The sequence below is a fragment of the Clostridioides sp. ES-S-0123-01 genome (assembly GCF_020658415.1).
Lineage (GTDB): Bacteria > Bacillota > Clostridia > Peptostreptococcales > Peptostreptococcaceae > Clostridioides.
Genome location: NZ_JACVWD010000002.1, coordinates 639,993 through 653,432 on the forward strand (window position 1 = coordinate 639,993; position 13,440 = coordinate 653,432).

General features: G+C 28.7%; 14 protein-coding genes. 3 read left to right on the forward strand and 11 right to left on the reverse strand.

Going from position 1 to position 13,440, the window contains the following annotated elements; translation table 11 throughout:
- Positions 1-41 precede the first annotated feature (41 nt).
- The 3 genes from IC175_RS06345 to IC175_RS06355 form a co-directional block, all read right to left on the reverse strand.
- Positions 42-707: an MgtC/SapB family protein gene (locus tag IC175_RS06345; protein WP_227828304.1), complete on the reverse strand. Its 666-nt coding sequence runs from the start codon at positions 705-707 to the stop codon at positions 42-44.
- Between the two features lie 174 nt (positions 708-881).
- Positions 882-1,043 (reverse strand): aspartyl-phosphate phosphatase Spo0E family protein, encoded by a 162-nt coding sequence (locus IC175_RS06350; RefSeq protein WP_009891746.1) that lies wholly within the window; start codon positions 1,041-1,043, stop codon positions 882-884.
- A gap of 77 nt (positions 1,044-1,120) precedes the next feature.
- Complete coding sequence (locus tag IC175_RS06355; RefSeq protein ID WP_227433681.1) at positions 1,121-1,630, reverse strand: Gx transporter family protein; 510 nt, start codon at positions 1,628-1,630, stop codon at positions 1,121-1,123.
- Positions 1,631-1,836: 206 nt separating this feature from the next.
- Between IC175_RS06355 and IC175_RS06360 the strand changes: the two genes are divergently transcribed.
- Together IC175_RS06360 and feoB are read left to right on the forward strand one after the other, a co-directional pair.
- The gene (locus IC175_RS06360; RefSeq protein WP_227433680.1) at positions 1,837-2,055 is read left to right on the forward strand and encodes a FeoA family protein; all 219 of its coding nucleotides are present in this window, start codon (positions 1,837-1,839) and stop codon (positions 2,053-2,055) included.
- A 17-nt stretch (positions 2,056-2,072) separates the two neighbouring features.
- Positions 2,073-4,019 carry a ferrous iron transport protein B gene (feoB, locus tag IC175_RS06365; RefSeq protein ID WP_227433679.1) on the forward strand — a complete coding sequence of 649 codons (1,947 nt, stop codon included), beginning with the start codon at positions 2,073-2,075 and terminating at the stop codon, positions 4,017-4,019.
- Positions 4,020-4,229: 210 nt separating this feature from the next.
- On the opposite strand, the gene IC175_RS06370 is transcribed toward feoB, so the two are convergent.
- Positions 4,230-4,415 carry a hypothetical protein gene (locus IC175_RS06370; protein WP_227433678.1) on the reverse strand — a complete coding sequence of 62 codons (186 nt, stop codon included), beginning with the start codon at positions 4,413-4,415 and terminating at the stop codon, positions 4,230-4,232.
- A gap of 171 nt (positions 4,416-4,586) precedes the next feature.
- Between IC175_RS06370 and IC175_RS06375 the strand changes: the two genes are divergently transcribed.
- Complete coding sequence (locus IC175_RS06375) at positions 4,587-5,168, forward strand: TetR/AcrR family transcriptional regulator (protein ID WP_227433677.1); 582 nt, start codon at positions 4,587-4,589, stop codon at positions 5,166-5,168.
- A 68-nt stretch (positions 5,169-5,236) separates the two neighbouring features.
- Here IC175_RS06375 and IC175_RS06380 read toward each other — a convergent pair whose 3' ends face one another.
- The 7 genes from IC175_RS06380 to IC175_RS06410 all read right to left on the reverse strand — a co-directional run bounded on the left by IC175_RS06380 (position 5,237) and on the right by IC175_RS06410 (position 13,231).
- Positions 5,237-5,404 carry a hypothetical protein gene (locus IC175_RS06380; RefSeq protein ID WP_227433676.1) on the reverse strand — a complete coding sequence of 56 codons (168 nt, stop codon included), beginning with the start codon at positions 5,402-5,404 and terminating at the stop codon, positions 5,237-5,239.
- A gap of 10 nt (positions 5,405-5,414) precedes the next feature.
- The gene (locus IC175_RS06385) at positions 5,415-5,660 is read right to left on the reverse strand and encodes a hypothetical protein (RefSeq protein ID WP_227824494.1); all 246 of its coding nucleotides are present in this window, start codon (positions 5,658-5,660) and stop codon (positions 5,415-5,417) included.
- A gap of 251 nt (positions 5,661-5,911) precedes the next feature.
- Positions 5,912-6,715 carry a pyrroline-5-carboxylate reductase gene (gene proC, locus IC175_RS06390; RefSeq protein ID WP_227433674.1) on the reverse strand — a complete coding sequence of 268 codons (804 nt, stop codon included), beginning with the start codon at positions 6,713-6,715 and terminating at the stop codon, positions 5,912-5,914.
- A gap of 303 nt (positions 6,716-7,018) precedes the next feature.
- Positions 7,019-9,388, reverse strand: a complete 2,370-nt coding sequence (gene hypD, locus IC175_RS06395; protein WP_227433673.1) for a trans-4-hydroxy-L-proline dehydratase — start codon at positions 9,386-9,388, stop codon at positions 7,019-7,021.
- Between the two features lie 4 nt (positions 9,389-9,392).
- On the reverse strand, positions 9,393-10,301 hold the full coding sequence (locus IC175_RS06400) for a trans-4-hydroxy-L-proline dehydratase activase (RefSeq protein ID WP_227433672.1): 909 nt from the start codon (positions 10,299-10,301) through the stop codon (positions 9,393-9,395).
- Between the two features lie 346 nt (positions 10,302-10,647).
- Positions 10,648-11,727, reverse strand: a complete 1,080-nt coding sequence (gene htrA, locus IC175_RS06405; protein WP_227481856.1) for a serine protease HtrA — start codon at positions 11,725-11,727, stop codon at positions 10,648-10,650.
- Positions 11,728-11,881: 154 nt separating this feature from the next.
- A complete protein-coding gene (locus tag IC175_RS06410) occupies positions 11,882-13,231 on the reverse strand; it encodes a glucose-6-phosphate isomerase (RefSeq protein ID WP_227851300.1) in 1,350 nt (449 codons plus the stop codon).
- Positions 13,232-13,440: the final 209 nt, after the last annotated feature.

Here is a 13,440-nt window from a genome sequence, read left to right on the forward strand (position 1 = left end):
TTTTATATTTTATTTACTTTACAAAATATATTGTATATATTTTAGTCCAAATAATCTACATTTATTACTCCTTCTATCATATTTATTTCTTTCATAACATCATGTAAGTGTATTCTCTTATCATAAGATATAAAAAAGTTTACTTTCCAATATTCTTCACTACGACATTCTATTTCCATATTCCTTACAATAAGTTGATTTTTTTCAAATTTATCATATAAAAAAGGTATTGAATCTAAATTATTTATTTTTAATATCAATACATTTTTTTCTTGACTAAATAGAAACGTATTTAGTATCCTAAGCACAAATAATGCTATCATTACGAACAACCATCCTAAAATTGCTAGCTCATAATAACCATAACCAACTGCTATACCAATACATGCAGTCGCCCACATACCAGCGGCTGTAGTAAGCCCCTTCACTCCACCTTTGTTCTTTAGAATTGCTCCTGCACCTAAAAAACCAATTCCAGACAACACTTGAGCAGGCATTCTTGCTGGGTCAGCATTTGTATATAAACTATAGTCAGACAATAACTGGATTGAAGTTATTGAAGTAATACAAGAACCTATTGCTATTAATATATGTGTTCTAAATCCTGCAAATTGCCTTATCTTTTCTCTCTCTAGTCCTATTATTCCTCCTATAACTAATGCTAATAATAATCTTATTGCTATCTCCTTAGTTCCTATATCGCCCATAATATAAAACCTCCTGACCCAATTATAATTTATATCATATAAATAACTTCTACATCATATCATACAGATAATTTCTATATCAGAAATAACATCTTATACCTTAATATTATTATTAGTATATGATAAATAGTAATATCTGTTAATTTTTAATACAAAAAAACCCACAACTGTGGGCTATTTGCTTAAGTACATGTATTTATTTATTAATATATCTATTTTCTTACTTGATTCTACGAGCTCTTCTTGAAATATTTCTGGATATTCTATGTATGTATTTATCTCTTCCCTAACTGCTTCAATTTCATTTTTTAACGCTTCTAATTCATTGTTCGCCATAATAATCACCACTATTACAAATTTGTATATTTTTATATACATTTTATCAAACAATATTATATTTTGTCAATATTATGTCAATAAAACTTACTATAAAAATGCTTTAATTTGGGCACCGTATACCTAGATACTAATCCTACAAACATACCCGTTACTAATGATGCCATTAACATAAATGGCAAGTATCCTATAGCAAGTATATTTTCTATTATTAAACTTGCAACTATTAATTGACCTATATTATGCCCTATTGCCCCTAAAATACTTATTCCTATCATTGATAATCCCTTTATTTTACTTGCTAAATACATAAATAAAAGGCTCAAATAAGCTCCTCCTATGCTAAATAAAAGATAAGATAGAGGACCTGCAAATATTGATGACAAAATTACCCTGATAGTAACAATTATAACAGTATCTCTGACACCTAACAACATTAATGAAATTAAAGTTATAATATTACTCAAACCCAATTTTGCTCCTGGAAATATAATTATAAGAGGGTTTGGTATATATGTCTCTAGTACATATAAGGCTAAACTGTATCCTATCATAAGACCTAAAAATGTCATTTTTCTAGTTTTCATTAAGTTAATTCCTCCAAATTTTATATATCATATTACATTATAATACAAAATATATAAAAACACCTAATTTAGACTAAAATATTCTATAATATATTTAAAGTAAATATCATCAATTTGAACTTGTAATTCCCCCTATAATCCTTGACTTTTTGTATCATACTTGTTACAATTTTAATGATAATGAATTTCATTAGGAGGTGTTAATAATGACTGTTTACGATTTGAAAATAGGAGAAAAAGGACTTATTAATAATATAGATGGAGATATTAAATTATCTAAAAGATTACTTGCACTTGGATGTATAAATAGTACTGAAATAGAGGTTAAAAAAGTTGCTCCATTTGGAGACCCAATTATAATTAGATTTAGAGGATTTGACTTAGCTATTAGAAAATCTGATGCTAAAAATATTTCTTTACAATAATAGAGGAGGAGCTACCTGTGATTAATGTAGCATTATTAGGAAACCCAAATGTTGGTAAGACTACTGTTTTTAACCTGCTTACAGGCTCAAATCAGTATGTTGGTAACTGGCCTGGTGTTACTATTGAGAAAAAAGAAGGATTTATTGGGAAAGAAATAAAGGTTGTAGATTTACCTGGTATATATGCAATGGATACTTTCTCAAATGAAGAAAAGGTTTCTAAGTCATATTTAGAAAATGAAGATGTTGATGTAATAGTGAATGTAGTAGATGCTTCTAACTTATCAAGAAATCTCTACTTAACAACTCAACTTATGCAATTTAATAAACCTATCGTTATACTGCTTAACATGTTAGATATTGCAGAATCTAAGGGTGTTAATATAGATGATAAAAAATTAAGTGAAGAACTTGGAGTAATTGTTGTTCCAATCATCGCAAAAAAGAAAGATGGCGTAGAAAAAATAGAATCAGAAATTAAAGATGCTACTAAAAAATCATTTAAATATCGAACAGACTTTGGAAGCGAAACAGAAACGTATAAGAAGTTAGAATCTATCTTATCAAGATGTACAAAGACTACATATACACACAAAAAATCTATCAGTGATAAAATAGACAATATAGTTTTAAATCCTATATTAGCCTATCCAATATTTATTGGTGTATTGTTTCTTTTATTTAAGTTCACCTTTGATTGGGTTGGAGGCCCACTTCAAGAGGGCTTTGCAGGCCTTATAGAAGCTTATATCTCTACACCCGTTAGTGATATGTTAGCTAACTCTAGCCCATGGTTTAAATCACTTATTGTTGATGGAATAATTGGAGGTGTTGGTGGTACTTTACCATTCTTCCCTTTAATATTTACATTATTCTTTGGTATATCTCTATTTGAAGATAGTGGATATATGTCAAGAACAGCATTTTTGATGGATAAAGTTATGAGAAAGGTTGGTCTATCTGGTAAAGCTTTTATACCCATAGTTATGGGTATGGGATGTTCTTCTCCTGCTATAATGGCAACTAGAACACTAGAAAGTGAAAAAGACAGAAGAGTTACAGCTCTTATTGCACCACTTATGACTTGTGGAGCAAAGCTACCTATATATGCATTATTTGTAGCTATATTTTTCCCACACAATGCTGCTTTAGTAACTACATCATTATACTTGGTCGGTATCATTATGGCAATTGTGGTTGCACTAGTTTTAAATAAAACAGCTTTTAAGACAGAGGCTGAACCATTTATATTAGAGTTACCAGAATATAGAATACCTACTATAGACGCACTTATTAAAAATACTTGGAATAAATCAAAAGGTTTTTTAATAAGAGTAGTTACTGTAATGTTTGCAATGTCAGTTGTTATTTGGGGACTTTCTTCATTTAATGTATTTGGATTTACAGAAGATATAAATGTAAGCTTTTTAGCTACTATAGGTCATATTATATCTCCTATATTTAAACCTCTTGGTTTTGATGACTGGAGAACTTCAGTTGCTATCTTAAGTGGTCTTGGAGCAAAAGAAATCGTGGTAAACTCTTTGAATATACTATATGGTAATTTGACTGTTGTATTACCAACAATATTTAATGGTGTTACTGCATATACATTCTTAATATTTACAGCTCTATATACTCCATGTATAGCTGCTCTTGCAACTATGAAAAAAGAATATGGAAATAAAATGATGTTTACATCATTTGCATATCAGTTTATATTAGCATGGATAATGGCTTTTATAGTTAAAAGTATTGGCGGAGTATTATTTATGGGAAATTCAATAATGGAGGCTTTAATCGGCGGAATAATCATAGTTCTTGCATTTTTAATTTTGTTTAATAAATTTAAATCTACCAAAAATGGAAATAGCTGTAGTGGATGTTCTGGTTGTTCTGGATGTCCAAGTACTAATTCTTGCTCAGGTGAGGAAAACAGTAATAAAAAAAGTAGTACACACTAATATGTAAATATTTTAATTTAAAAATAAATTTAAAGAGCTATCTTTCAAAAATAGTTCTTACAAAAATCTTGTTATAACAATATAGAAGCTATCACACAAACAAATGTAAATTGTTGTGTAATAGCTTCTTTTTTACTTATTTAGTCTCTTATTTACTTATTTAGCCTCTTATTACCTAACTTCATGTTCAACTCCCTATGTTTCTACAAATCAATCTTCTTTTGTTTTTACCTCATATGTTTCTTCACCATCATATAATTCTTTGAATAATTTTGCAGTTTTTTTACCTGCTTTTGCATAAGCTTTTCCAACTTCAACACCAGTTTCATGGTATGCTTTCCCAATTTTTTTAGAAGAAGATACTATATTTTCTATTTCTTTTTTTATACTATTCATATAAAATTCCACCTTTCCAAAAACTTGATTTTTATTTTAGATAGAGTATACTATTATATAATATTATACACAATGTATAAATTATAAATGTTTTGTATAGTTCTATACAAATTAAATAAATTTTGTATGAATTTATACATATATCAAAAAATTATTGGAGATAATTAGAAGATGAAAAAAGAAAGAAGAGATATAAGAAAATCAAAAGAAGCAATAAAGCAAGCATTTATTAAACTAAGTATAAATAGTGATATTAGTAAAATTACTGTGAAAGAAGTTTTAGAATTAGCTGATGTAAGTAGAGGAACATTTTATGCACACTTTAAAGATATTTATGATGTTCAAGAACAAATAGAAGAAGAACTATTCAATAAATGTATAAGTCTAATGAAGGAAAGTAATATTTATGATATTGTTGAAAATCCATATCCTCAAATTTTAGAAATTGTTACCTTTTTCCAAGAACATGCAAACACAATTAAAAATTTATCTTGTAATGGTAAAAGTACATCCTTTTTTTATAAATATAAAGAAATACTGAAAAAAGGCATTCAAGAAAGTAGTCATACAATAGAAGATAAAAAAACAGTTGATATTTTGGATGCTTGTATTATAGGAGGAATTATAGATGGCTGTTTAGAAATGATTTCTAAAGAATATAGTGGAAATAATTCAGAAACAGCAGAAAAAACTGCAAAAATTATTAGTATATTTATTACAAAAGGTATGCATGGGCTGAAAAATAAAATATAAAATAAAAATTCCTATGGTATCATTAAAAAACCATAGGAATTTTTATTAATTATGGTTATAATTATTAATTAATTAGAACCATAAACTTCTTCTTTTGTATAACATTTGCTATCAATTAGTATCTTATCTAAATTTTCTTTTATAACCAAGCGTCCAATAATAAGACTCGCTGATATTGGTTTTTCACTCCCATTATCCAAAGTGTCAGTATAGTTAATTCTTTCTCCTCTAGCCACGTAATAGGCTTCATTTATAGCGGTTTATGCTAATACCTTTCCGTCCATATATAGTACTTGATTGTGTTCCTGCAATGATTTGTTTCACTGCTTCTAACTGGGCATCCATATCTGTAGTATCTTTAGGTCTTATAATTAAGACATATATACTACTGTCAATTAGCTCTATGCACACTTCATTTTGTGTTTTTCTATCTTTAATAGAACTAAGACATATATCAATTTCAACACCAAGTTCTTTTGCTAGTTTTTCCATATATCAAAAACCGTTAAAATAATAGATTCTATTGGCTATTTATATAAATATTTTATTTTAAAATAAAATTCATATTATCAAACTAATATTTAAAAAGATTAATACATATTTATATAATCTGTAAAAAATCAATATGAAGATTACTTCTTTTTTATTAGTAGAATTATAATCGTTAATACATATAAATAATGTCTCAAAATAAACTACAAAATTCATTTTGAGACATATATTTTTATCTTATTCTTAATTTACTATTTACTCATATCTTTAGATTTATCTATGCAAGCAACGATAGATTTTATAACTGCTGATCTAAATCCTTCCTCTTCCAATACCTTAACTGCTTCTATAGTAGTTCCTGCTGGAGAACAAACCATATCTTTTAATTCTCCTGGATGTTTTCCAGTTTCAAGAACCATCTTAGCTGAGCCCATAACAGCTTGAGATGCAAATTTATAAGCTTGCTGTCTTGGCATACCAGCTAGTACTGCTGCGTCTGCAATAGCTTCTATAAACATAAATACATATGCAGGAGAAGAGCCGCTAATACCTGTAACTGTATCCATTAAATATTCTGCTACTATTTCTGCTTCTCCGAATGATTCAAATAGAGCTTTAATCATATTCAATTCTTCATCAGTAACATTTGAATTTTTACAAAGAGCTGACATACCTTCTCCAACAAGTGCTGGAGTATTTGGCATTACTCTTACTATCTTTTTATCTGAACCTATAATGCTTTCAAGAGTTTCTATAGTTTTTCCTGCTGCTATTGATACTATTATTTTACTTGCATCTATTAATTCTTTAAGTGGAGCTAAAGCTTTTTCACATATATTAGGCTTAAGTGCTACTATCACTACATCTGAATTTGCAACAGCCACCTTTGAATCAGTTGTAGTATTTATTCCAAATTGTTCTTTTACTTTATCTAAAGCAACTTGACTTAAGTCTGATACAGTTATATCTTCTGCTTTTACTAATCCTGATTTTACTATACCACCTATCATTGCACTTCCCATATTTCCTGAACCAATAAATCCTAAAGTTTTCATATCAAATCTCCTCTTTTTCTATTAGTTTTTATTTTAAAGTAGCTAAATTTATAATATTTTAACTGCTTAAAATTATCTTAGTTATTATAAAATATAATTTTATTATGATTATTATAAATTACTTCTTTATATAGTTTATTAAATATAAATTTAACGATTTTTTCATTAAACTCAACGAGCTAACTTCCTATCCAGAAAGTTAGCTCAGAATTAATCTAAAATTTTTTAAAATGGTATCTGGTAATATATACTATTATACCAGTTACATTTTTATATAGTAAGAAGTTTTATTTACAAACAATCCTAGAATGTTTGCTCAGTTCTACCTATTATTTCATCTTGTAATGTTCTACTTAAATTGTTGAAATGGTCACTATATCCTGCAACTCTAACTATTAAGTCTTTGTAATCTTGAGGATTCTTTTGAGCCTCTAATAATACATTTTTATCAAATACATTGAATTGTATATGATGTCCATCCATATTAAAGTATGCTCTTACTAGATTAGCCATGTTGTCTAATCCTTTTTCACCTTGTACTACTGATGGTGCAAATCTTTGATTTAACAATGTTCCACCAGTTTTTATATGGTCCATCTTAGCACAAGATTTTATAACTGCTGTAGGTCCATTAGTATCTCCACCTTTTTCTGGAGAGATTCCTTCTGAAACTGGCTTTGCACAAAGTCTACCATTTGCACTTGCTCCCATAATTTCTCCAAAGTATACATGGCAAGTAGTTGGCAACATATCTACTCTATATTCTCCACCACAAACAGTTGGTCTACCAGTTACTTCATTGTAATATGCATTAAATATTTCTTCCATTATTCCATCAGCATAATCATCATCATTTCCATACTTAGGAGTTTTATTTGAAACTATATTAAGTATAGCTTCATATCCTTCAAAGTTAGAATCAAGTGCCTTAAGTAATGTATCCATATCAAATTTTTTCTTGTCAAATACATTATATTTTATTGCTGTTAAACTATCTGTTATAGTTCCTATACCAACACCTTGTATATATCTAGTGTTATATCTTGCTCCACCTCTTTGATAGTCTTTACCTTTTGCTATACAATCATCAACTATTGTAGACATAAGTGGGCAAGGCATATGTTTTGCACATATATTTTCTATTACAGCATTTCCTTGTATTTTTATATCAATCATATAATGTAACTGCTTTTTAAATGCGTCAAATAATTCTTCATAAGATTTAAAATCTCTAGGGTCTCCAGTTTCAATACCTATTTGCTTTTTCGCAATTGGGTCATAACCGTTATTTAGTGTTAATTCAAGTATTTTTGGAATATTCATATATCCAGTTAAAACATATGCTTCTTTACCAAAACATCCAGTTTCAACACAACCACTAGTTCCTCCAAGTCTTGCATCTTCTATAGTTTTACCAGCTTCCATAAGCTCCTGAACTATTGCTTCAGTATTATAAAATGCTGGTTGACCCCATCCTTTTCTTGATATTTCACAAGCTCTCTTTAAGAATTTTTGAGGAGTCTTTTTACTTATTTGAACATTTGAACTAGGTTGTATTAATTTCATTTCATCCATAACATCAAGTATTATATAACTAACTTCATTAACACCATCTTGACCATCTGGATTTATTCCACCAGTATTTATATTTGCAAAGTCTGTATATGTGCTACTCTCTTTCAGTGTTATACCAACTTTTGGTGGTGCTGGTTGATTGTTAAATTTAACCCATAAACATTCAAGTAATTCTTGTGCTCTATCTCTATCTAATATTCCATTTTCTACATCTCTTTCATAAAAAGGATTTAGATGTTGGTCTAGTCTTCCTGGAGTAAATGCATCCCATATATTAAGCTCAGTAGTAACCCCTATATGAACAAACCAGTACATTTGTATAGCTTGATGATAAGTTTCTGGTTTATGAGCTGGTACAACATCACAAGTTTCAGCAATTAACAATAAGTCTTTTTTCTTAGCTTCATCAGTTTCTTCTTCTGCCATTTTTCTTGCCTTTTCAGCATATCTCTTTCCTAATATAACCATTGCATCACAAGCTATTGCCATAGCTTCTAAATCAGCTTTTTTGTTATATGCATCTAAGTCATTAAGGAAATCTAATTCTTTTAGTCTTGCTTCTATATCTTTCTTTAAATCTAAAAATCCTTTTTTATATATTGTATCTCCACAAACTGTGTGTCCTGGAGCTCTTTGTTCCATAAACTCTGTAAACATACCTGCTTCATATGCTGCTAACCATTCAGGTGTCATAGCATTTATTATCTTATCTCTGGTTTGTCTCTTCTTCCAGAAAGGTATTATTTCCTCTTGATGTATTTTTCTAGATTCTTCAGACACACTAAAATTTATTATGTCTCTATTATGCATTACTTCTAAATCTTCCATTGTATGACAACAAATTTCTGGATATGTTGGTGCTCCATTAGGTGAATCTCCTTTTTCGCCTACTATTAATTCTCCATCATTTATACTAAGAGTTCTGTTTTCAATGTAATGTTTAAATGATAAAGCACGAAGTACAGGAATTTCTACACTTCCTTCATATTTTTTATAAGCTTCTGTCATAAGTACTGCTCTTTCAATAGATATGTGTGGTTCTGCATTAACACTTTCTTCTCTTAATTTTTTAGTTCTTTCAAAAGTTCCTCTTAACATTTTATTACCCCCCAATCTTAGTATTGAAATTACTTGCTTCAAACAGCCTTTTTATTTCTTCTAATTTTTCTTCAGTAGGTCTTTGTAACTCTTCTCCTTCATACTTTTTATAAATTTTATCATACTTATGTTTACCAATATTATGATATGGAAGAAGACTTACATCTTTTATATTCAAAGGCTTTAAAAACTCTATCATTTTTTTAACCTCTAAATTTTCATCATCTACATTTACGCCTACAATTAATGGTATTCTTATATTTATATTAGCTCCTGATTCACTCAAAAGTTTAACATTTTTAAGTATTAAATCATTTGATTTTCCTGTAAATTTTATATGTTTTTCCTCATCAATAAGTTTAATATCGTATAAGAACAAATCTGCACATTCAGCAACTCTTTCGTAATTTTCTGACTTTGCATATCCACAAGTATCAATTGCCACATGAATTCCCTTTGATTTACACATGTTTATTACTCCACAAATAAAATCCATATCTTGAGCCATTACTTCTCCACCTGATAAAGTTACTCCTCCACCTGATTCTTCATAGAAAATTCTATCTTTTTCTATCTCTTTAACCAGTTCTTTAACAGAATACTCTTGACCTACTATTTCTCTAGCATTGTTTATACAATAATCTAAACAAGTTTCACAAAACTCACATTTTTCTTGGTCTAGACATATTTTTGTTTCACCTTTGTAAATTGCTTTGTGAGGACATATATTTATACATGCTTCACATCTTGAACATCTTTCTTCATTATACAAAACTTGTTTTGTATATGTTTGACTTTCTGGATTATGACACCAAACACATTCAAGTGGGCATCCTTTAAAAAAAACTGTACTTCTTATCCCTGGACCATCATGTATACTACATTTTTGTAAATTTATAACTAATGGATTCATAATTTTTTCACCCCTAAAGAATATCCATTCCTTTTTTTTCATCTTTATGTAATTCATCTTCATAGGTTATTTCTATGAAAAGCATTTCTACAATTACATAATACTATATTCGTTATTATTTTGTCTATATTTTTTTAGTAATATTAAAAATTTTTATTTTATTATGATATTTATATTGATTTTATAAATTAAATTTAAATATTTATTAATTTTATTTTTATAAGTAAATATAGATAATCTCTATAAACAATATGTTATTTTAATTAATTTAGATATATATACTATAAAAATTAAATAAAAACAGAGACTACACTTTACCATGTAGTCTCTGTTTATCTAGTAACATTTAGAATTTTACATTTATTGTTACTGCTTTTCCGCCTCTATTTAATGTAATTTTTGTGCTAGCACCTTTTGAGAAAGTATATAACTTTTTATTAAGGTCATTCATACCAGTTATATCTGCATCTCCTACTTTAGTTATAATATCCCCTACTTTTACTCCTGCTTTTTCTGCTGATGAACCAGATATTACTTCTGCAACATATACTCCTTTGTCAGTACTTAATTTTGTACCTGTAGCTGCTTCATAATTTGATACATCTGTTCCTTTTATACCTAAAGTTACTTTTTCATATTTTCCAGTTTTTATTACTTCTTCAACTATACTTTTAGCTGTATTGATTGGTATCGCAAATCCTAACCCTTCTGCTTGAGAAGCTTTTGCTGTATTTATACCAATTACTTGACCTTTTTGATTTAACAATGGCCCTCCACTATTTCCTGCATTTATACTTGCATCAGTTTGTAATAACCCTGTCATATTAGTTTTTTCTGTTTGTATAGTTCTATCTAATCCACTTATTATACCTTGAGTAACTGTCTTTTGGAAGTCTAGTCCAAGTGGGTTACCTATTGCTATTGATATATCTCCAACTTTTACTTTATCACTATCTGCAAATTCAGCTGGTGTTAATCCAGTTTTATCAACTTTAACTATGGCCAAATCAAGTTGTTGGTCAAACCATACCACTTTACCTGATGTTGTTGAACCATCATTAAATAAAACATTAACACTAGTTGCTTGGCCATCTGATATAACATGAGAATTAGTAAGTATATATCCATTTGAATCTACTATAATCCCAGTTCCTACTCCTTGTGTTTCAGTTGGTATTGCAAACATATTACTAGTATCGACGCTAGTTGTCGTAATACCTACAACAGATGGTGTTGCCTTTTCTGCAACTGCTTGGTAAATGTTTTGGCTCTTTCCATCATCATTTACAACTATGGGCGTAGAACTTCCTGTAGATTTACTTCCTAAATTATCTTTAACTAAAATTATTGTTAGCAAACTACTAAGTATTGAACTTATTATAGCGACTAATATTACTAAACTTATACCTTTCTTTCTTCTTGACATCTCATACCACTCCCTATCTAAATATAATATAAATTATCAAAATATATTTTTCCCAATTTTCCATAAAAAAATGAAATCATCTATTTTGAGTAAACTCTCTTTCGATGATTTCATTATATTATTCTAATCTTAATTAAACCTTAACTATCTAAAATTATTTAAGTCTTTTTTCTAATTCTTCTTTTTCTTTTTCATAACCTGGTTTTCCTAGTAAAGCAAACATATTTTTCTTGTATGCTTCTACTCCTGGTTGGTCAAATGGATTAACTCCTAGTAAATATCCACTTATTCCACAAGCTTTTTCAAAGAAATACACTAAATATCCAAAATTATACTCATCTAACTTAGGTATATTTATTACCAAGTTAGGCACTTTTCCATCAGTATGTGCTAATAGAGTACCTTCAAAAGCTTTATGATTTACAAAATCTACAGTTTTGCCTGCTAAATAATTTAAACCATCTAAATCTACTTCTTCTGAATTTATAGTTATATTTTTCTTAGAACTTTCAACATTAAGTACTGTTTCAAATAAAAGTCTTTTTCCATCTTGAATATATTGTCCCATAGAATGTAAGTCTGTTGAAAAATCTACAGAAGCAGGAAATAATCCTTTATTTTCTTTTCCTTCACTTTCTCCATAAAGTTGTTTCCACCACTCACTCATATAATGTAGTTGAGGTTCATAGTTAACCAATAACTCTACATCTTTTCCTTTTCTATGTAAAATTGTTCTAGCTACAGCATATTTATAACTGTCATTATTTTTTAAGTCAGAATTTTGAAATGCTTCACGAGCATCATTTGCACCATTCATTATGGCATCAATATCAAGTCCTGCAGCTGCAATAGGAAGTAATCCAACAGATGTCAATACAGAAAAACGACCACCTACATCATCTGGTATTACAAAAGTCTCATATCCTTCTTCTGTAGCTAATTGTCTAAGCGCCCCTTTACTTGAATCTGTTGTTGCATATATTCTCTTTCTAGCTTCTTCTTTTCCATATTTTTTTTCTAAATAATTTTTAAATATTCTAAAAGCAAGAGCTGGCTCTGTAGTAGTACCTGATTTAGATATTACATTTACAGAAACATCTTTACCTTCAATTACATCTAGTAAATCCATAATATATGTTGAGCTTATGTTATGACCTACAAAATATACTTCAGGAGCATTTCTTTGCTCTTTTTTAAGCCCATTTCTAAAAGAATGACTTACCATGTCTATCGCAGCTCTTGAACCCAAATAAGAGCCTCCTATACCGATTACTAAAAGAACCTCAGAATCAGATTTTATCTTCTCAGCAGATTTTTTTATTCTAGCAAACTCTTCCTTATCATAATTTTTAGGAAGGTCTATCCATCCTAAAAAAGTATTTCCTAAACCAGTTTTATTATGTAACATATCATGTGCCACATCTACATACGGCTGCATGACATCTATTTCTTTTTGGCAAAAAAATTCCGTAGCTTTACTATAATCAAAATTTATTTTTCCCATTTAAATCCCTCTTTTCAGCATATGCGTTTTACAGAGATTATAACATAAAATCTAGGTGTTTTTTTAAAAAGTTTGCCACAAAATAATGCATATATCCTCAAGCATTATTAGGAAATCGATTCTTCTAAATATTACAACTATTTGTCAATTATAAAATTTTAATTAAATAAATGAATAGTCCAATAGCAAAATGTTATCTTTTTATTTCT